Origin of the sequence: Chryseobacterium sp. W4I1 (assembly GCF_030816115.1) — a bacterium.
Taxonomy (GTDB): Bacteria; Bacteroidota; Bacteroidia; order Flavobacteriales; family Weeksellaceae; genus Chryseobacterium.
Map to the genome: position 1 here is coordinate 4,361,228 of NZ_JAUSXQ010000001.1, position 19,689 is coordinate 4,380,916.

Here is a 19,689-nt window from a genome sequence, read left to right on the forward strand (position 1 = left end):
TGATGAATTTTATGATAGGTTTAGTAATTAATATACTTTTTCAACAATCAGCTGTGCAATTCTTCCTGCCTGATCAGCATCTTTTCTTTCTATACATTCATAAAGATCAGTATGTATCTTTTGAGAAAGCTTAAAAGAATCTGTATTGTTGTTATGACTGCTTTCAAAAGTTTTGAGAATATGCTTGCTTGCTATTTTATAAATTTCTTTTAAAAGAGCATTCCCACAGGCTTCAGCAATAGATATGTGAAAATTGATATCTGCCTGGTAGCATTCCAGTGCCTGATTACTTTCAGCAAACTGATGTCTGAGGTCTAAATACACCTTAATAGCTTCTAATTCCTTTTTGCTGCGATACATTGCTGCTCTTGCTGCAATTTTTGAATCTAAGAGTGAACGTACTTCATATACTTCATCAAATTCGGCATTGTTCATCTGAGCTTCTAATGATTCCTGAATATTTTTTGAAATTACAAATGTGCCTACACCTTGTTGTACGCTGAGAATTCCTTTTATCGATAAGATTTTTATAGCTTCACGGATGCTTGAGCGGCCTACACCATAGATTTTCATAAGCTCCGGTTCAGTCGGAAGCTTTTCACCAATAGCATATTCATCATTGGTTATTCCTTCAATTAATCTGTCCGCAACCTCTTGTGCTAATGTTTTTCTTTGAATTTGCATAATAACATCTTATCATCTGATGAATGCAAAGATAGGCTTTTTAAATCAATTTTACCAATGATCTGTCATTTTCACAGATTTATAGCATGGAGACTTAATGACAGTCTCACTTAATTTAGTGGTAGATTATAATATGAAGGTAAAGAACAGAAACAGTAAATAAAAAAGAGAGATTCTAAAAAATAGAATCTCTCTTTAAGTAGCCCGTAGGGGAGTCGAACCCCTCTTACCAGAATGAAAATCTGAGGTCCTAACCGATAGACGAACGGGCCATCTATCTAGCACTGATAAAATCAATGGGTTAGATTTTTGTTTTTATAAGTTTCAACTCTTATTAACCACCCGGTTAGTAATGATTAAATTTGTAGCCCGTAGGGGAGTCGAACCCCTCTTACCAGAATGAAAATCTGAGGTCCTAACCGATAGACGAACGGGCCTACTATACTTTTACGCTAATTTATTAACGTGCTTTGTTAATTTGCTTTTCAAGTTAGCCGCTTTGTTCTTGTGGATAATATTTTTCTTAGCTAATTTATCCAATAAAGCGATAACTTTAGGCAGTTGCTCTGTAGCAGCAGCTTTGTTTTCTTCATTTCTCAAAACCTTAAGAGCAGTTCTTGCAGTCTTGTGGTAATATCTGTTACGAACTTTTCTAACTTCGTTTTGTCTGATTCTCTTTAATGCTGATTTATGATTTGCCATATCGTTCAAATGTGAGTGCAAAACTATAAACTTTTTTTTAATCTGCCAAATTTATTTTTAAAATTTTTCAATTTTCTTCTGACAGGTATTTTCTCAGTTTATCTATTGCTTGTTCTATTTTTAAATTCTCTTGTTCTCGTTCTATTTTCTTGATCGTGCTGCTTAGCATGATCATCGCATTGTTCCATTCTCCAGTCGTATTGGTGAAGATTAGTCCATCAATTGTTACTTCAAAGGCGACCCTCTCTCCAGTCCTGTAAAGTCTGAAACTTATTTTATCATCCCTGCCTGTAATCCCGTCTTCATTGATTTGTAAATCGTAACTTTTTGGGTTAGAGTGGATTTTCTTAAAAAGAAGTTTTGCTTCTTGTATTTTTAAATCCGGCATGATATCAAATTGGTAGCCTATAGGAGAATCGAACTCCTGTTGCAAGGATGAAAACCTTGAGTCCTAACCACTAGACGAATAGGCCAAATTTTGAGGTTGCAAAAGTAGTAATTAACTTTTTAACTTCAAAATTATTTTTCTCGTTATTTGAAAACTTTTTGAATAATTGTATTCTTAATTCCTTTGGCTTCGATCTCTTTTTGAAGCTTCACGGCATCCTCTAAAGTATAAACTTTTCCAAAAGTATAATAGAAAACCCCATTGTCTTTATTTCTTTCCACATCTTTCAAAGTCTGGAGAATGAATGAGTTGCCATTCAGTTTTTCGCCTGTATAGACTTCTATAGTGTAGTAGCCGGTAAGGAGTTTTTGGTTAGGCATAAATCCTACCGCATAGGCATTCCGGAAGCCTGCATCTTTAGCTGTTTTAAGATTGATATCTTTTATGGAAGCCATATTAGTTACTCCATAATAATATTTATATAGGCCATTATCTTTGAGAGGAAGGATATAATTTAATCCTTTCAGGGCAGGATCTCCGTCGTTGTATTTGATAGGTGAGCTCAGTAATAGAATCCTGAAATCATTTTTCAGGGGAACTTCAGCCGGTTTTTCCGGTTCAGGTTTTCTTGTGGCGATAGACGATCCTCCGGTTTTACGGTCAATTGCTTTCTTATAATCGATGATTGCATTGTAAATACTCTCAGCAATTTCGTTCTGTCCCTTTTCTGATGCCAGATAATGACTTTCCTCAGGATGATTGATGAAGCCTGTTTCTATCAGTACAGATGGCATTGCATTCATACGCAGTACGTGAAGGTTTTTCTGAAAAACCCCTCTTGAGAATCTTTTATCTTTATTTACGAAATTATCTTCCACCAGTCCGCCCAGCAGTAAACTGGACTCTAGGTATTTGCTTTGCTGAAGTTTCAGTGCAATGAGAGACTCCGGAGAACTCGGATTATAAGAACCGAAGGTTTGCTTATCCTTTTCATCCAGAAAGATCACATCATTCTCCCTTTTGGCAACTTCAAGATTTTCGTCATTCTGGTTAGGTCCCTGTACATAAGTTTCAGTTCCGTAGGCTGTAGGTCTTTGTGAAGAATTACAATGAATAGAGACAAAAAGATCGGCCTTACTTCTGTTCGCAAGGTTCGTTCTGTCGGAAAGAGATGGGTATTCGTCAAACTTACGGGTGTATATTACTTTAAAATCTCTGTTTTTTTCCAACATTGCCCCTACTTTTAAGGTAACGGCAAGCGTAACGTCTTTTTCTGCAACCCTTCCTATATCCGCATAAGATCTGTTAGCTCCATGGTCACTTCCCCCATGTCCAGCGTCTAAAACGATTGTGAATTTCTTTTGCGAGAAAAATAAATTGCTGGAAATAATAAGGAGAAATGATAAAATTATTTTAAAATTTTGTTTGTGCATCTTACAGTTTTAAAAATTATATTAATTTTGAGCCTTAATTATATAGAACAAATTGGCCAAAACCGTCCTCAAAAATATATTACAAATTTTAATTATCCTAATTTTTAACAATTTTTTAGCACAGAAAACTCCTGAAAAATTGCCTAAAAATGTGGTTAATGATACTATTTCCAAAAAAGATACCATTGTTGTAAAAAAGGAAGCTTTAGATGATGTTCTCCGCACAAAAGCGGATGACCAGCGAAGAGACGTCCCAAAAAAGATGACATTCCTGAACAAAAATGCTCAGGTGAAATATCAGGATATGCAGATTGATGCAGACTATATTTCCATCGATGACAATAAAAACCTGATCTACGCCCGCGGAAAGCAGGATTCCTTAGGAAAGATCATTGAACCCGTAATTACTACACAGGCTGGTAAAAAATACGAAACCAACGAGTTCAGCTATAACACGAAAACAAAACAGGCCATCGCTTTTAATGCCAGAACAGAGGAAAGTGAAGGGGTGATCACGGCGCAGAAAACTAAAAAGTATAACGATTCCGTCTTTGCGATGAGGAATGCAGATTATACGACTGACGAATATTATATCAAGAAAAAAGATACAGCAGCAGATTATTTTATGCGTGCATCCAATATTAAGCTGATCAAGACTAAAGAAAAATCACAGATTGTTACGGGTCCTATCCAGATGTACATAGAACAGGTTCCCACGCCTCTTATCATGCCGTTTGCTATTCTTCCATTTTCGAGCAAAAGAGCTGCCGGTATCCTGATTCCTAGCTTCGGAGAAAGGGAGGACGTAGGGTTTTTCCTGAACGGACTTGGTTATTATCAACCAATCGGCGAACATTTTGACCTGAAAGTACTTGCTGATATTTATACCAAAGGAAGCTGGAACCTGAGGCCTCAGATGAATTATCTAAAGAAGTATCGCTATTCCGGAACCTTCACGGCAGATATAGGAACGATGGTACGAGGAATTAAAGGGCTGGATGATTATACTAAAAACAGCACTTACAGAATTGCCTGGACACACACACAGGATTCCAAATCCAATCCTTTCCTGACTTTCAGTGCTTCAGTAGATATGGTAAGCACGAAGTTTTATAATAATAATCTTAACAATAATTATATTTTCAACCAGAATGTGCTGAACACCCAGCAGAATTCAACAGTGACCCTTACCAAAAGATTTTTGAAGCTGCCTATTACCATCACCGGAACGGCATCATACGCACAAAACTTTGCTACAGGACTGGCAGATCTTCGTCTTCCTCAAATGAATGTGGCGATCAATCAATTTTATCTGTTCAAATCAAAAACAGGTGTAAGACAGGGGCTTCTTGAAAATATTACGGTAAATACAGGTTTTAACCTTACCAATTTTGTAAACACTCAGGAAAATGAACTTTTTACAAAAGCAATGTGGGATAAAATGCAGACAGGGCTTAAAAATAATATCGCTCTGGGAACCAATACAACGGTTGCAAAATATTTTACATTCAGTTTAAGTGCAAATATTGATAATGCCTTAACGACCAAAACACTTAAAAAATATTATGACCCTGTAAAGAATGTAGATGTAGATGAGATCCAGAAGAATTTTGCGGGATACTCTACATTTTCTACATCAGCCAGTCTTCAGACAACACTTTACGGAATGCTGAAGTTTAAAAAGGGATCTGCTGTGGAAGCGGTAAGACATATGATGACGCCAAGTCTTAGTTTTACCTATTCTCCTGATTTCTCAAGCCCAGGTTTCGGTTACTATAAAAACTATTATAATGCAGCAGGAGCAATAACGCCCTATTCTATTTTTGAAAAAGGAATTGTTGGAAGTCCGTCAAGCGGTGTGGTAGGGGCCTTAGGTTTTAATATCGGAAATAATATTGAAATGAAGGTGAAGTCTAAAAGTGACTCTACGGGAGTGAAGAAAATAAAAATCTTTGAATCTCTTAACCTTTCCGGGAATTATAACTTCGCAGCTAAAGACCACCCATGGTCAGTATTCAGTATCAACGGACAGTCATCTTTTTTCAATAATAAATTGAGTGTTAATACAAGTCTTTCCCTGGATCCTTATAAAATTACTTTTGCACCGGGAGCTACCCAGGGGATAAGAACAGAGCAGTTCGGGTATTTCAGTGTACAGGGATTCAATGTACAGTTATCTTATCCTTTGAGCAGCGAGCTCTTCGGCGAAAAAACAGATTATGCTAAAAAATATCCTGCAAAAGGAGAGGTAAGAAATGAGAACTATTACTTTGATGATGATAATTATGCTCATTTCGATCAGGCCTGGACATTAAATATCAATGCCAATTATGCATATTCAAAAGGCTTATCTGTACTTGGAAACAAAATTGCGTCTGTAGGTCTGGATGGAAGCATCAAGCTTACTCCTTACTGGAATATCAACGGAAGTACCCACTTTGACCTTGTGACGAAAGATCTGGCGTATACCAGAATAGGATTCTCAAGAGATCAGCGAAGTTTTACCATCAATTTCAACTGGGTTCCTTTCGGACAATATAAAGTGTATGATTTCTTTATCGGGATCAAGGCCAACATCTTAAGCGACGCGTTGAAGTATAAAGACAGAAGTTTTACGCAGCCTAATGCACCTTTCTAATATCAGATTGACAATTGTAAATATAAATTTTATATTTGCAACCAAAATAAATTCTAATGAAAAATATAATTAACACAGTTAATGCACCTGCAGCCATCGGACCTTATTCACAAGCTAACATGGCTAACGGAGTTTTATATATATCAGGACAGATTCCTGTAGATCCGGCAACCGGTAAGCTGGTAGAAGGAATTGAGAAGGAAACACACCAGGTGATGAAAAACCTGGAAGCAATTCTTACAGAGGCCGGAATGACTTTCAAAAACGTTGTGAAAGCTACTATCTTCCTTAAAAGCATGGACGATTTTGCAGTAATGAATGATATTTATGCTTCTTATCTTGATGCAGAAAGTTACCCGGCACGTGAAACCGTACAGGTTTCTTGTCTGCCTAAAAACGTTGACATCGAAATTTCTATGATTGCACATCAGGATTAATGAATTTTATAAGAAATACAATTGCGGTTCTTGTAGGCCTTGGTATAGCCGGGCTTATTATTACTCTTGGTATAAGAGTTTTTCCGCAATGGATCACTTTCGAGGCTTTTGCTCCTTTTGAGCACTGGCAGAGATTTCTTTACAGTATGAGAGGCGACAATGCATTTTTCGGTTTTCTGCTGTTTATTTCTGGCCTTGGAACGACGATTGGGGGAGTTGCTACTGCTCTCATCGTGAAGTATGCTAAAGTGGCCTATGCTATTCTTATAGGCTTTATCATGCTGTTCATTGCCATGCTGGATGTTATCGTTTTTCCTTATCATCCTACATTTTATAAAATCTCTATTTTCCTTACTTTTTTCCCATTTTCATGGATAGGAGGAAAGATCGTAGAGGTCATTTATGAGCGGAATAAGAAAAAGAGGATCGCTGAGAAAATGAATAAATCAAAATAAAAAAAACGCTGCAATTTGCAGCGTTTTTTGTTGATATGAAAAGACTGTTGTCTCTGTTTATTAAGGCATTTTAAATCCTTTGGTATAGATTCTTCCGTAGTCGTCCACAAATTTCACCTGTACATTTCCCTGGTATTTATCCAGAATCTTTTCTACATCTTTCTGTGAATTCACCGGCTTACCGTTGATCTCAATAATGATATAATTATCTACAATCCCGATCTTCGCCATTTCACTTCCTTCACTTACATTTTTAGCAACAACACCACTGTTTAATCCGTATTCTGTTTTGAATTTCTCGGTAAGCGGATCAAAATCTGCCCCGATTTTTTCAGTAATGCTCAGGTCGTCTTTTGTTCTTGTAGTTGTTCCGCCTTTCTGATCTTTAAGCGTTACCGTCGTCGTCGTTTCCTTGCCGTTTCTTGTATAAGTCACCTGTACTTTATCACCAGGTCGCTTGCTTCCGATAGACATAGAAAGATCAGCAAAATCTGTAATTTCGTAGTTATCTATTTTAGTAATAATATCACCTTTTTTCAGACCTGCATCCTCGGCGCCACTTTTATCTCCAAACCCTGTTACATAAACTCCAGAACCTGCTTTAATAGTGGTTTTATATTGCTGATTATATGCTGCAACCTGCTGATCATTAGATAAATCTAAAGAAGAAACACCTAAGAATCCTCTTTGTACAATCCCAAATTTCTTGATATCTTCAACGATCTTTCTTGCTAAATTAGATGGAACCGCAAATCCGTAACCCTGATAATATCCTGTAGTAGACTGGATCGCAGAGTTGATCCCAATAAGATCACCATTAACGTTGACCAGTGCACCTCCGGAGTTACCCGGGTTGATGGCCGCATCAGTTTGAATAAAACTTTCAATAGGGTTGGTTGCTTTCCCTTGGCCTCCTAAGATGCCTATTCCTCTACCTTTAGCAGAAACAATCCCGGCCGTTACTGTAGAGTTTAATCCAAGTGGATTTCCTACAGCGAGTACCCATTGTCCCACTTCTATATTATCAGAATTGGCAAAATTTAAATAAGGGAGACCTTTTTCTTCTATCTTTAATAAGGAAATATCTGTATTGGGATCCGTTCCTACAAGCGTTGCGATGTAAGATTTCTTATTGCTCAGTACAACTTCCAGTTTATTGGCTCCGGCCACAACGTGGTTGTTCGAGATAATGTATCCGTCCGGAGAAATAATTACACCAGATCCCATTCCTGAAGGCATATTGTCAGGCATCTGCTTCTGTCTTTGTTGTCCTCTTCCTCCAAAAGGATCTCCGAAGAAGAAATCAAACATATCCTGTTCTGAAGCTCTGCTTGTTGATCTACTTTGATAATTTTTAATAGTTACCACGGCAGGAACCGTAGTTTTTGATGCTTTCACGAAATCATCACCTACAACTCCTGTATTCATTCCTACGAATGAGGTATTGGGCGCAGCTGCTGTGAAAAAAGACTGGTCCCCATTATTGGAATGCTGACCGAAATATTGTATTGTCCCAACGGTAGTAGCTCCGGAGACAACTCCCACCACTGCAAATGGTAATAGTTTTTTTAAAGTATTCTTCATTGTATATCTTTCTTTTTATTTTATTATTAATTGTTCTATACTAAGCAAATTTAATGCTAAATAAGTAGTCAGTTATTATGTGATGTTTCAATTTTAACTAAAATTTAACGGCTATTATGTCATTTTATACATTATGTCATAATCATGGACTCTGTATTAACACAACTTAAAAAAAAATTAAATTAAAAATGTGACATTTTGTACTTGAAGAAAGTAAAAGTTACGACAATTAATCCTAAGTCTGCCACTTATCTTATCTATTCCTTTATTGTGATTTTTCTCATCAATGAGCACAATTGAAAAATGAGTATCTTTGCAGAAATATTTTTCTCACTTAAAACGTTTATAGCATGCAACTGTATAACACCTTAAGCGCAGAAGAAAGAGCTCAGCTTATTGATGAAGCCGGTAAGGAACGCCTTACATTATCTTTCTATGCGTATGCCAAAATTGAAGATCCCAAAAAATTTCGCGACGAATTATTTATAGCCTGGAATGCACTGGATGCACTTGGCCGTATTTATGTTGCCCATGAAGGTATCAATGCTCAGATGAGTGTTCCTGCGGATCAGTTTGAAGCATTTAGAAATACATTGGAAGTTTACGACTTTATGAAAGGCATCCGCTTAAATGTAGCGGTTGATCAGGACGATTATTCCTTTTTGAAACTAACGATAAAAGTAAGACATAAAATTGTTGCTGACGGCTTGAATGATGAATCTTTCGATGTTACCAATAAAGGAATTCACTTAAAAGCGCAGGAATTCAATAACCTGTTGGAAGACCCTAATACCATTGTGGTAGATTTTAGAAATCACTATGAAAGTGAAGTAGGCCATTTTGAAGGTGCCATTACTCCTGATGTAGAAAATTTCAGAGAAAGTTTACCTATCATCAACGAAAAATTACAGGATTTCAAAGAAGATAAGAACCTTTTAATGTACTGTACAGGTGGAATTCGTTGTGAAAAAGCCAGTGCTTACTTCAAGCATCAGGGTTTTAAAAATGTTTACCAATTGGAAGGCGGAATTATTGAATACACCCGCCAGATTAAAGAAGAAGGCATAAAAAGTAAATTCATCGGTAAAAACTTTGTATTTGATCACAGGTTAGGAGAGCGGATCACAGACGATATTATTGCTCAATGTCATCAGTGTGGCAAGCCTTGTGACAACCATACCAACTGTGCTAATGATGCCTGTCATTTATTGTTTATACAATGTGACGAATGTAAAACAGCAATGGAAAATTGTTGTTCTACAGAATGTTTAGAAACGATTCACTTACCTTTAGCGGAACAATTAAGCCTAAGAAAAGGATTGCAGGTTGGAAATAAGGTTTTTAGAAAAGGAAAATCTGAGGCTCTGAAATTTAAAAATTCAGGAGAATTGCCGGACGCGCCTTTAGCAAAAGTTGAAACAAAAAATATTCGTAAGAAAATAGCGGTAAAGAAAGTGCTGGTTGGAAAGGCAGAACATTATTATACAAAATCACAAATTGCTCAGTTTTTAATTGAAAACAAAGAACTTTCAGTCGGTGATAAAGTGTTGATTTCAGGACCTACAACCGGTGAACAGGAAGTTGAGATCACTGAAATTTTCGCTAATGGAAAACCCTGTGAAACGGCTAAAAAAGGAGATCAGATTACTTTTGAACTTCCATTTAGAGTTCGTTTGTCTGACAAATTATATAAAATTATCCAACCTTCTTAAAACGCATCATAAGTATGCTGAAAGCTGAGCTTAGGAAAAAATATATGCAAAAAAGAAAAGCCTTGTCCAATGATGAGGCTTTCCTGTTATCTGAAAAAATATTGGACAACTTTCTGGGCCGTTTTAAACCTGAGAAAGGGCAGAAGATACACCTATTTATGCCAATAAGGAAATTTAATGAGATCCATACCGGGATTTTTATTGATGCTTTTTTAAACAAAAACATTCAGGTATTTGTGCCTAAGGTTGTTGAAAATGATCTGATCTCAGTGCAAATTGATAAAAATTCAGTATTTGAAACCAGCAGCTGGGGAATTGAGGAACCGGTTTCCCATGAAGATTCAGGAGAACTTCAATTTGATTATGTGATCACTCCTTTGTTATACTGTGACCACAATGGCAACAGAATAGGTTACGGAAAAGGGTTTTATGATGCATTTTTCCGGAGTATATCTGCATCTTGCCAAAAAATTGGCGTCAATTACTTCAGTCCTGATGAAAATATCGATGATGTCTGGGAAAATGATATTCCTTTAGATTATCTCGTAACGCCTACAGAAGTGGTATCTTTTTTCAAAGGAGCAGAGTAGAAGTCCAGGAAATAGAATTTAAATTCTTTCTTAATCATCGGGGTCGACATTAGAATATACTGAGCATTTTTCTCAAAGGCTCCCAATGATTTATTTTTTTCATCGAAATATTCTACATTAAATCTGGCATAATCCAAAGTGTCCTTTTTATAGAATTCTTTATAAACATTCAGGCTGTTTACCTTTACAGACTTCACTTTCAGACTATCTAATTCTCTGAACAGGTTTTTGAACGTCAGAGAATCCGGTTTATGGAAATAGCTTTCCATTTGAGAATAAATAAACGTATCGACCTCCGTATTTCTTTTTCCGGACAGGTATAGCGTAGAAAGGTCCAGAAGTTCCTGTACTTTCTGCTTGGTAATAGAGTTGATGGCCTGCATACTATCCATCTGAACAACAGGATAACTTCTTACGTTGTTGCTGTTTCTCAGGGTGTCCAGATCGCTTATTTCCGTCTTTTTATTATTGCAGGAAACAAATGCTAAAAAAAGTACGGTGAACATTAAAAACTTATTTATTCTCTTCATCTGTAGATGCAATTTTAAATTTGATAGATATGATTTTTCCTTTAATGTCTTTCTTCATTTCTATAACATTCAGGTTTTTTAGTGAAGTGGTAGGTGTTGTTACCAAAGTGATGTATTTCTGTTTATCAAGTCTTTCTATGCCGTAGGTTTTGTTGTCATAGACCTGATAAATAACCGCACTATTGCTTATTAAATTTTCAAGTTGATTTCTCTTCTGCCTGATCAGTTCCGGGCTTCCATTGGCATCTTTTACAGAAAAGTAATTGACTGCCATTTTATAATCATCGGGTTTCAGTTCTATCATTTCTTCTTCCGGGGCGTTCTCCAGGTTTCTGTTCACCTCAAGGTACTCGTAGAAAGGTGCGCTGATCTGCATTTTGATATTTTTATCTTTCGTGGAATAATAAAAACACTCGCCTGGCTTTATTTTATAGAGGAGGGGAGATTCGTTTTCTTTGATCACCCTTATTTCAAGTGTATTGATCACAGAAACACCACGGTCCTTATCCGTAAAACAGTATTTATAAGTTTTGGAAAAAATTTCGTCTTTAAAACCAAGAACCCCGGTAATAGCAATTAATTAATATAGAAGTAACCATTACCCATGCATTTTTTTTGAAGAAATTTTTCTTAGCTGCAATAGGTTGTATTTGGTTGTCGTATGTTGTAATTGATTTTTGCGTATTTAGTTGATTATCAGTATTTGATTTTTGTAAATCAATATTTTCCTGAGGCTGAAATTCAATTTTTTTGGCAGGAATTTCAGTTTTTTGAATTTCCGGTGCATTGGAAACTGTTTTTTCCAGTTCCTGGATTTCTTCAGTATCAGAATCTTCATTTTCCTGAAGCAATTCACCTGCAAAAAGATGCTGTTTCTTAAAGTCATACCATGAGTCGTATCCAGCATAAATACTCAATAAGTTGAGCATATCTATTCTGGGTAATTTGGTAACCGGTGAAGTTTTGAAATAGGTGTAAAACGACTTTTCACTGATGTTGCCTTTGGCTTTTTTGCGAAGGTCTTCCTGGAAATATATAATATCTATCCCCTTCCATTTTGAAATATCATCATAGGAAGGAGTAGATTCTTTTAAATATTCTGCCTGAACGTCTTTTTTCAGCTGTTCAAAATGCAATAGATCTAAATCTGTCAATTTTTATTAAATAATTAAATTGTTGATTATCAGCTTTATTTATTTGTAAAACTATTTTACAAATGTATTACAATTATTTTTCATAAACAACTTTTGTATCTGGTCTACCTTTGTCTTGTTCAAATAACAGAACAGAAAGAAATTTATAAAACAATATTAACAAAATTAAATTTAATTTATTATGAAAAAGTCATTATTCGTAGCTGCTATCGCTGCAATCTCTCTAGTTGCTTGTAAAAAAACTGAAGCTACTTCTACTGAAGGAGCAACTGATTCTGCTGCTGCTAACGTAGCTGATTCTGCTGCTGTAGTTTCTGATTCTGCTGCTAAAGTAATCGATTCTGCTGCTACTACTGCTGTAAGCGCTACTAAAGATGCTGCTGCTGCTACAACTGCTGCTGGTGCTGATGCTGCTAAAGACGCTGCTAAAGGAGCTGCTGATGCTGCTAAAGGAGCTGCTGACGCTGCTAAAGATGCTGCTAAAGGAGCTGCTGATGCTGCTAAAGATGCTGCTAAGAAATAATTCTAGCATAAGCTTAACAATAAAAGAACCGTTTCACCTAGTGAGACGGTTCTTTTATGCCTTATATTTTAGGTGATGGAAGATTTGAGGAAGAAAGATGAGTGTTACTATTCACCCTTTAATGTTTCAAAGCCGGTTTATATTGATCTCTAAACTAAAAAACTACCGCCTCGTACTTCAAGCTTCCCATTACAAAAGTTATTATCTTTTTTTCTGTTTCAAAGATTCGTAGCAGGTAATCGCTACTGCATTACTCAGATTTAAAGAATCAATACTTCCGGCCATCGGAATTAAAGTGTTTTTTCCTTTTCCTAACCAGAAATCACTTAGTCCCGAGTGTTCAGTTCCGAATAATACGGCAGAGCGCTGTGTGAAATCTCTTTTATAAAGGTCTTCAGCAGTCTCATCCATTAATGTTGTGTAAATGTTGAAGTTGTTCTTCTTTAAAAATTCAAGCGTTTCTTCATTTTCAGCATCATACACTTCCATTCCAAAGAGACAACCTACACTCGATCTGATTACATTTGGATTGTAAAAGTCAGCTTTTCCGGCCGCAACAATCAGAGCATCAACTCCAAATGCCTCGCAACTCCTCAAAATAGCTCCAAGATTACCGGGTTTTTCTACTCCTTCCACGATAATGACAGTGGAATTATCTTTTGGAATAAATGATGAAAGAAGATTGTCTTTGGTTTTATATATTCCGATAATACCTTCAGAACTACCTCTGTAGGCTATTTTTTCATAAACTTTCTCACTTACATAGTGGATTTTGCTTTCAGGAAGTTTCCCTTTAAAGATATTTTCACAGATGAAAAATTCTACAGGTTCAAAGTCATATTGGATGGCTCTTTCATTTTCCTGTTGTCCTTCAACAACAAAAACTTTTGATTTTTTACGGAACCTGTTGTCAGCCAGTAATTTGGTGACGTTTTTTATTTTTTCGTTTTGAAAACTTTCTATCAACATGCTGCAAAATTATGCAAAATAATGTGTTTCTTAGTTTTCCGTCTCTAAAAAGTTGCTGTTGTCAATAAGACTCTGGGGTAAGTCTTTTTTATTTTTAATGCCGAGAGACTTCAGTTTCTGGGTTTGGATGACCAAGTTGTCATTTCCGGTAGAAAGCTGTTTATAAGCATCGTTGTATACGTTTTTAGCCTGGTCAAGATTTTTCCCTACCTTTTCAAGGTTTTCCACAAAACCTACAAACTTATCATATAACTTGGCTCCGCGGTCTGCAATTTCCATAGAGTTTCTGTTTTGATATTCACGCTTCCATAAGTCTGCAATAAGTTTCAGGGAAGTGATAAGGTTGCTTGGATTAAGAAGCAGAATTCTTCTTTCATAAGCGAAATTCCAAAGATTCTGGTCCGCCTGCATAGCAGCAATATAAGCGGGTTCACTCGGAATGAACATCATGACGAAATCCAAAGATTTTCCATAATCATCATAAGCCTTCTGGCTTAGCTGGAGGATGTGGTTTTTAATGGAACCTAAATGCTGATTAAGCTTCATTACATAAACATCAGGATCGTTCTCATCTACCAGATCTGTGAAGGCGGTGAGGGATACTTTAGAATCGATAATTACATTCCTCTCGTCGGGATATTTTATAACAGCATCGGGACGCATTTTTTTGCCGGAGAATTCAGAAAATAGCGCTTTATTATCCTCATCACGCAATTCATGTTCGAGAAAATATTCCCTGCCTTTCACTAATCCGGATTTCTCAAGAATGCTTTCAAGGATCATTTCACCCCAATTTCCCTGGGTTTTGCTTTCTCCTTTCAATGCTCTCGTCAGTTTTTTTGCATCTTCAGAGATCTGCTGATTCAGTTCTGCCAGTTCTTTAACTTTTTCAGCCAGGGAGAACCGCTCTTTGTTTTCCTTTTCATAGGCTTCATTCACCCTGTTTTTAAGGTCGGTAATTTTTTCCTGGAAGGGTTCAAGGATATTTTTTAAATTATTCTGATTTAGAGTAGTAAATTTTTCTGTTTTCTCTTCTAAAATTTTATTGGCCAGGTTTTCAAACTGTAGTTTGGATTCTTCCTGAATTTTGGTAATTTCTTCTTTCTGGTTATCAAGAGACTGTTGAAGCCCATCATTTTTAGCGGAAAGCTCAGAATTTTTAGCAAAAATATGCTGTTTCTCGGAAATCAGATTCTCTATTTGTGCAGTCTGTTTAGAATTCAGCTGTTTCTGTTCCAGAAATTGAGAATTTAAGGAAACGTATTCTGCAGAAATCTTTGCATATTCATTTTTCAGATCGCTCATTAGGTCGGCCTGCTGTTGATTTTGCTCCTTCTCCTTATTGATGTTCTGGCTTAGCTCCTGAACTTTCAGATTAAGGTTTTCCAGGTCAGAATTGTTTTTGATGTGCAGATTATTCAGCTCATCATAAGAACTTCTTGAAATCGTAGACGATTTTAAAATAAAATATAAAATAACGGCTCCCAAAAGTCCGCCGACAAAAAATCCGATAATTAAATAGGTCATCTCCATGTTTCAAAATTACAAAAAGAAAAATTGATTTCTTTTACGGGAACCCATCAAAATTTAAAGAACTGGTAACAAGGTTTTCCAGAATGCCTTTAGTGTGAAAAAAATAAGCGGCAGTAAAACCGCCGCTTCATTATTTTAAATAGAATTCTATTTAAATTATTATTTTTTGATTGCTTTTACTGTTCTTACAGTACCATCTTCCATTTGAAGGGTAATAAGATAAAGACCAGCATTTAAATCAGAAAGATCAAGTTCAGTATTGGCTTTTAATGTTTTCACCTGTCTGCCAGAAACATCGCTTACAATAATTGATTTTACATCTTTGATATCAGAAAGTTTTACAATGTCTTTGAATGGGTTAGGATAAACGGACAGATCTGTTTTTTTAGAATTAACATCTGAAGTTCCTAATACATCTTGTACGGTAATAGTATAGTCTTCTGCCTGTCCTTGGCTTAAGTCACTGCAAGGATCCGATAACTCTGTTCGTACAGAAGTTGTAGAACTATTAAAATGATATTTAATTCTCATTCTTGTATTCCCAAGGCTTGCAGTTGCAGGCACAGCAATATTTTTATTTACAACTACCGTATTACCTGTACTTCCTGCAAAATCAGAAGTGACAAAGTAAGATTCTCCAGCGTCTGTAAAGTTTCCGTTTTTATTCCAGTCAATGAATACTGTAAATGCAAATCTATTAGTGCCTACCCCGGTACCGGTAAGAGAGATTGGGAAGGAAGTTCCTCTGGTAACGGTAGCAATCTTATTGATAAAGTTTTCTTGTGCCGCACCTGTATTTGCTGTTGCGCTTGAGGCATTGGTCATATTAGCAAACACAACATTAGATATAGGATATATTCCTAGTTTAGCAAGTAGCGGTCCACAATAAGGAGTAAAAGGATTGGTACCTGTCGTGAAAGATATTTCAGTACATCCTGTGGCATCTCCTAAAGCATTGGATGGAGTGACTGTTGCATAAAGGGTTGTGCTTTCTGGGAAAACGCTGGATGATGTAGGCGCATAGAACGTATTAGTAGTGGTTCCAGAGTATACATTGGATCCTCCGGGAGTTGTTCCTATTTTCACTTTGTAAGATTCTGCTCCTGCCACAGCTGCCCAGGTGATTTGCTGACGCACTGAAGCGCCGGTTGCTCCGGCCACAGGACTGCTTATTGTCGCACATCCAGGAATAGCTGTTACTTCCTGTTTGATTTTTACATTATCTATAAAGCTATAAAAATCATAAGTTCCACCCGTAGTTCCTAAAGTCTGGATTCTCAGCATAAAGTTTCCGTTTACATTAGCGCTTTCTGGAATTGTTCCTGAAAATGTTGCGCATGTCTGTGCAGCACTGGTTAATGTAATAGGTGTACCTACTGTGGTATAAGTAGTTCCATTGTCTGTTGAGTATGCTGCAGTAATAGTGCCGCCAATACTACTGGCTGCATCATAAGGCTGTGTTGTAAATGAAAAGGAAACATCAATTTTTTTTCCGTTAGCAGTTACACTAGCGGGTTTTGTATAGACTAAATTAATAGTCCTGAATGCTAAACTTGTTCCATAAGCCTCGGCTCCTATGAATACGTTGCCATCACAAGTACTTCCAATATATGTTCCGGCTGTAGCTGTATAACCACCGGTTATTGCAAAGTTTGGATACGTTGCATTTTCAAAGCTTTCCGAAACTAAAACCTGGGCACTGCTCATTGTGGCAAGTGCCATAAAATTAAAAAGTAATATTTTTTTCATATAATAAAGTTTTATCGAATATAATAATAATTTGTATATATAGAAGAGGAAAATTTATTTTTTTTATTTGATTATCAATTGTTTATATTTTGAATTTTGCAATTATAATGGTTTATTTTAACCTGATATAAAGTGAGCCGGAAAGCTCACTTTATTTTGTTGATCAGATTATGGAGTGATGGTAATCGGATCTGGAAAAGGTTCGAGAACCAATGGTTTGCACATTGCAGCGACTTCACATCTTCCCCCCATGCATATAAAATTGGTCATTGTGGTGGAGCCATCGGGGCATCTGATCATGGCCTCGCCAGGGCATCCTCCCGGGCATTGTGCTGGATATAAATACCCGCCGAATACATTTTTCAGTTCTGTTCTTGAAATCTTTGTTAAGTTTGTTTTTTTCATGGTTTAATTTTTTTGTTAGTAATTTGTATTGCTCTGAAAATGAAAGACTAATATAATAAAAATAAATCACTATGAGGTTATATAGTGATTTATTTTTAAATTATAGAATATTTTCGCAGAGAGATTTTTCTCACTAACAGTGTGGCTTTTTTTAGAAATAAGAATAGTAAACTTCAGGTCGTGCAGATGTAGGAGTGAAAAATAATGTTTATTTTAATGATGGGTTTGTATCTCCTTTATTGTTTTTTGCCCAACTCATATAGACAGAGTACCAGACATTATCACCTTTAGAGCCATTGGTGAGTACTACCAAACCGCTTTTGGTGGGTAAATGTAAAAACATTCCGGCGCTCCAGCCTATATTTTCACCTGTGTGGCCTATAGTTCGGAGTCCTTCAAAATTCATGAACCTGTATCCCAGACCGCTTTCTCCATCGTTAGACAAGGGGACGACGGGTAGCTCCATCAGGTGGATGGTTTCTGGATTTAAAACGTTGTTTAATGCCTTGGGATCAGTTGTAATAGATAATTCTGCAAAATGGGCCAGATCTGCTATTGTTGTCTGTAGCCCTGCAGCAGCTTGTTCTGTAAATATTCTGTTTTTAACCGGGTTTCCCAGGGTGTCATAAGCTGTTGAAGAGTTGGCCTTCATCTCCTCAGTCCATTCATAACTGGTGTGAGCTAGTCCTAAGGGTTGGAAGACATTTTCCCTCATATAACCAGCAAAGCTTTCTTTTGTTTTTTCTTCAAGAAGTAGCTGTGCAAGTGTATAGCCACCGCCGGAATATTTCCATTGTGTTCCCGGCTCGTTTATAAGGTGTACACTTTCGCCATTTCTTTTAGTTTTTCCGTTAAGAGATTCTTCCAGGGCCATGAGAGGAGTGCCTTGTTCTGATCCTCCATATCCATGTACGGAAAGTCCGGCTGTATGACTTAATATCCGTCTTAAGGTAACTTTAGATACATCGTATGGAGATGAAGGAAGCTTCCAGCGGGTTAAAGTAGGATTGACAGGCTCATCCAATGTAATTAGTTTTTTTTCTGTCAATTGCATAAAGCCCCATGAAGAAACTAATTTTGAAATAGAGCCTATATTAAAAATAGTCTGTGCTGTTACGGGTTTTCCGCTGGCTGCATCAGCATAGCCTATGCATTGTATCCATGCTATTTTTCCATTCTGGATCACAGCGACTGCTACTCCTGGAACGTGATTTCTTTTGGAGGCTTCTACCCCGACTTTTTGAATTTCCTGATACAGTGGATCTGAACTTTTTTGTAGGATATCTTCTTTCTTTACTACATTGGATCTCCTTATTGCAGAACAGGAAAACAGAATGGCATTACATATAATAAATAAAAAACCAAGCTTATTTATGTTCATTAGATTTATCTTAATTAATATGAATTTGACTGTTCTGAAAGGATTGTCTAATATAATGATTAATTGTTAGTTGACAGTATAATGACTTATCAGGGTTTAATTAGTGATGTATTGATAGACTTGTTTTTTTTAATTTTCTCCAATAGTCAGCTATGCTTATGTAATGAAGAAAAAGAAGTAAAGGCAATTAAGTACCGTAGCCACAAATGATGCAATAAATACCGCTAAATTTGCCCGTGTTTTGCCCATAAATAATCTGATGATCCAATAATTAATGATGTAAACCGGAATAAGAAGGTTAAAAGCGAAAACTGATAAGAATGGAAAACTGTAAATAACCACCAGTATAATAATTGAGCTGGCAACGGAAGCTACTATAGTTCCGAAAATGCTGTACATTAAAGTATCTGAATCAACTTTTAGATTTTCAACATTTTGATGGATTTGAATGTATTTTTTTTCAATCAGAAATTTGATGCTTTCACTGGGCAGTAGATCAGAAGTGATTAATGTTAAGCATTCTTCTTTTGATCTACTGTTCATATAATGTCCATGAATTTCTCTTATTACCCGGTTTTGTTCATCTATGAGGAGCTTTTGTACCTTGATTTTAGCTTGAAAATTTTCAAGGGAGCTTCTGCTTAAGATTTCGTCTAAAATTTCCTGATCTGCCTTACCCTGATAATCCATTTGATTGGTGTAGGAGTCCATAAGGTCTTGTTCTGAAAAATTACGGTAAAAACCCATGTCTATGGATTTTCCTTAGATATTTCTTTATGATGTTTCAGATATAAAGGCAAGGCAGCAGATCCATACCACAGC

General features: G+C 36.4%; 18 protein-coding genes, 3 tRNA genes and 1 pseudogene. 6 read left to right on the top strand and 16 right to left on the bottom strand.

Annotated features, from left to right (window positions below):
- Nucleotides 1-27 precede the first annotated feature (27 nt).
- The 7 genes from QF044_RS20275 to QF044_RS20305 form a co-directional block, all read right to left on the bottom strand.
- The gene (locus QF044_RS20275; protein ID WP_307271304.1) at nucleotides 28-684 is read right to left on the bottom strand and encodes a FadR/GntR family transcriptional regulator; all 657 of its coding nucleotides are present in this window, start codon (nucleotides 682-684) and stop codon (nucleotides 28-30) included.
- 200 nt (nucleotides 685-884) lie between these two features.
- A tRNA-Glu gene (locus QF044_RS20280) sits at nucleotides 885-956 on the bottom strand.
- A gap of 93 nt (nucleotides 957-1,049) precedes the next feature.
- Nucleotides 1,050-1,121: transfer RNA gene (locus QF044_RS20285), tRNA-Glu, on the bottom strand.
- A gap of 10 nt (nucleotides 1,122-1,131) precedes the next feature.
- Nucleotides 1,132-1,386 (bottom strand): 30S ribosomal protein S20, encoded by a 255-nt coding sequence (gene rpsT / locus QF044_RS20290; protein WP_048501176.1) that lies wholly within the window; start codon nucleotides 1,384-1,386, stop codon nucleotides 1,132-1,134.
- Between the two features lie 67 nt (nucleotides 1,387-1,453).
- Nucleotides 1,454-1,774: a hypothetical protein gene (locus QF044_RS20295; RefSeq protein ID WP_307271314.1), complete on the bottom strand. Its 321-nt coding sequence runs from the start codon at nucleotides 1,772-1,774 to the stop codon at nucleotides 1,454-1,456.
- A gap of 10 nt (nucleotides 1,775-1,784) precedes the next feature.
- Nucleotides 1,785-1,859 (bottom strand) — tRNA-Glu (locus QF044_RS20300).
- 58 nt (nucleotides 1,860-1,917) lie between these two features.
- Nucleotides 1,918-3,207: an N-acetylmuramoyl-L-alanine amidase gene (locus tag QF044_RS20305; RefSeq protein WP_307271317.1), complete on the bottom strand. Its 1,290-nt coding sequence runs from the start codon at nucleotides 3,205-3,207 to the stop codon at nucleotides 1,918-1,920.
- A 52-nt stretch (nucleotides 3,208-3,259) separates the two neighbouring features.
- Here QF044_RS20305 and QF044_RS20310 point away from each other — a divergent pair, with 52 nt between their 5' ends.
- The 3 genes from QF044_RS20310 to QF044_RS20320 are packed head-to-tail and all read left to right on the top strand — an operon-like array spanning nucleotide 3,260 to nucleotide 6,737.
- Complete coding sequence (locus QF044_RS20310) at nucleotides 3,260-5,845, top strand: putative LPS assembly protein LptD (protein ID WP_307271319.1); 2,586 nt, start codon at nucleotides 3,260-3,262, stop codon at nucleotides 5,843-5,845.
- Nucleotides 5,846-5,901: 56 nt separating this feature from the next.
- The gene (locus tag QF044_RS20315) at nucleotides 5,902-6,282 is read left to right on the top strand and encodes a RidA family protein (protein ID WP_307271322.1); all 381 of its coding nucleotides are present in this window, start codon (nucleotides 5,902-5,904) and stop codon (nucleotides 6,280-6,282) included.
- Nucleotides 6,282-6,737, top strand: coding sequence for a hypothetical protein (locus tag QF044_RS20320; RefSeq protein ID WP_307271325.1), 456 nt, complete (start codon nucleotides 6,282-6,284; stop codon nucleotides 6,735-6,737). Before QF044_RS20315 ends, QF044_RS20320 begins: the two co-directional genes overlap by 1 nt.
- 60 nt (nucleotides 6,738-6,797) lie before the next feature.
- On the opposite strand, the gene QF044_RS20325 is transcribed toward QF044_RS20320, so the two are convergent.
- On the bottom strand, nucleotides 6,798-8,321 hold the full coding sequence (locus QF044_RS20325; RefSeq protein WP_307271327.1) for a trypsin-like peptidase domain-containing protein: 1,524 nt from the start codon (nucleotides 8,319-8,321) through the stop codon (nucleotides 6,798-6,800).
- 350 nt (nucleotides 8,322-8,671) lie between these two features.
- Between QF044_RS20325 and QF044_RS20330 the strand changes: the two genes are divergently transcribed.
- Both QF044_RS20330 and QF044_RS20335 read left to right on the top strand, forming a co-directional pair.
- Nucleotides 8,672-10,033, top strand: a complete 1,362-nt coding sequence (locus tag QF044_RS20330; RefSeq protein ID WP_307271330.1) for a rhodanese-related sulfurtransferase — start codon at nucleotides 8,672-8,674, stop codon at nucleotides 10,031-10,033.
- 14 nt (nucleotides 10,034-10,047) lie between these two features.
- Nucleotides 10,048-10,623 carry a 5-formyltetrahydrofolate cyclo-ligase gene (locus QF044_RS20335; protein ID WP_373462666.1) on the top strand — a complete coding sequence of 192 codons (576 nt, stop codon included), beginning with the start codon at nucleotides 10,048-10,050 and terminating at the stop codon, nucleotides 10,621-10,623.
- Here the strand turns inward: QF044_RS20335 and QF044_RS20340 are convergent.
- Together QF044_RS20340 and QF044_RS21625 are read right to left on the bottom strand one after the other, a co-directional pair.
- Nucleotides 10,572-11,153 (bottom strand): hypothetical protein, encoded by a 582-nt coding sequence (locus QF044_RS20340; protein WP_307271334.1) that lies wholly within the window; start codon nucleotides 11,151-11,153, stop codon nucleotides 10,572-10,574. The genes QF044_RS20335 and QF044_RS20340 overlap by 52 nt on opposite strands.
- A pseudogene (locus QF044_RS21625) lies at nucleotides 11,137-12,307 on the bottom strand (hypothetical protein). Before QF044_RS21625 ends, QF044_RS20340 begins: the two are co-directional and overlap by 17 nt.
- A 181-nt stretch (nucleotides 12,308-12,488) precedes the next feature.
- Here QF044_RS21625 and QF044_RS20355 point away from each other — a divergent pair.
- Complete coding sequence (locus QF044_RS20355) at nucleotides 12,489-12,830, top strand: hypothetical protein (RefSeq protein ID WP_307271342.1); 342 nt, start codon at nucleotides 12,489-12,491, stop codon at nucleotides 12,828-12,830.
- Between the two features lie 201 nt (nucleotides 12,831-13,031).
- Here QF044_RS20355 and QF044_RS20360 read toward each other — a convergent pair whose 3' ends face one another.
- The 6 genes from QF044_RS20360 to QF044_RS20385 all read right to left on the bottom strand — a co-directional run bounded on the left by QF044_RS20360 (nucleotide 13,032) and on the right by QF044_RS20385 (nucleotide 19,578).
- Nucleotides 13,032-13,799 (bottom strand): RNA methyltransferase, encoded by a 768-nt coding sequence (locus QF044_RS20360; protein WP_307271343.1) that lies wholly within the window; start codon nucleotides 13,797-13,799, stop codon nucleotides 13,032-13,034.
- A gap of 30 nt (nucleotides 13,800-13,829) precedes the next feature.
- Nucleotides 13,830-15,332 (bottom strand): DNA recombination protein RmuC, encoded by a 1,503-nt coding sequence (rmuC, locus tag QF044_RS20365; protein ID WP_373462667.1) that lies wholly within the window; start codon nucleotides 15,330-15,332, stop codon nucleotides 13,830-13,832.
- A 159-nt stretch (nucleotides 15,333-15,491) separates the two neighbouring features.
- Complete coding sequence (locus QF044_RS20370; RefSeq protein ID WP_307271349.1) at nucleotides 15,492-17,081, bottom strand: GEVED domain-containing protein; 1,590 nt, start codon at nucleotides 17,079-17,081, stop codon at nucleotides 15,492-15,494.
- 168 nt (nucleotides 17,082-17,249) lie between these two features.
- A complete protein-coding gene (locus QF044_RS20375; RefSeq protein ID WP_307271351.1) occupies nucleotides 17,250-17,486 on the bottom strand; it encodes a hypothetical protein in 237 nt (78 codons plus the stop codon).
- Nucleotides 17,487-17,694: 208 nt separating this feature from the next.
- Nucleotides 17,695-18,867 (bottom strand): serine hydrolase, encoded by a 1,173-nt coding sequence (locus tag QF044_RS20380; protein ID WP_307271354.1) that lies wholly within the window; start codon nucleotides 18,865-18,867, stop codon nucleotides 17,695-17,697.
- Between the two features lie 156 nt (nucleotides 18,868-19,023).
- Entirely contained in the window at nucleotides 19,024-19,578 is a 555-nt protein-coding gene (locus QF044_RS20385) for a hypothetical protein (RefSeq protein ID WP_307271356.1), read from the bottom strand.
- Nucleotides 19,579-19,689: the final 111 nt, after the last annotated feature.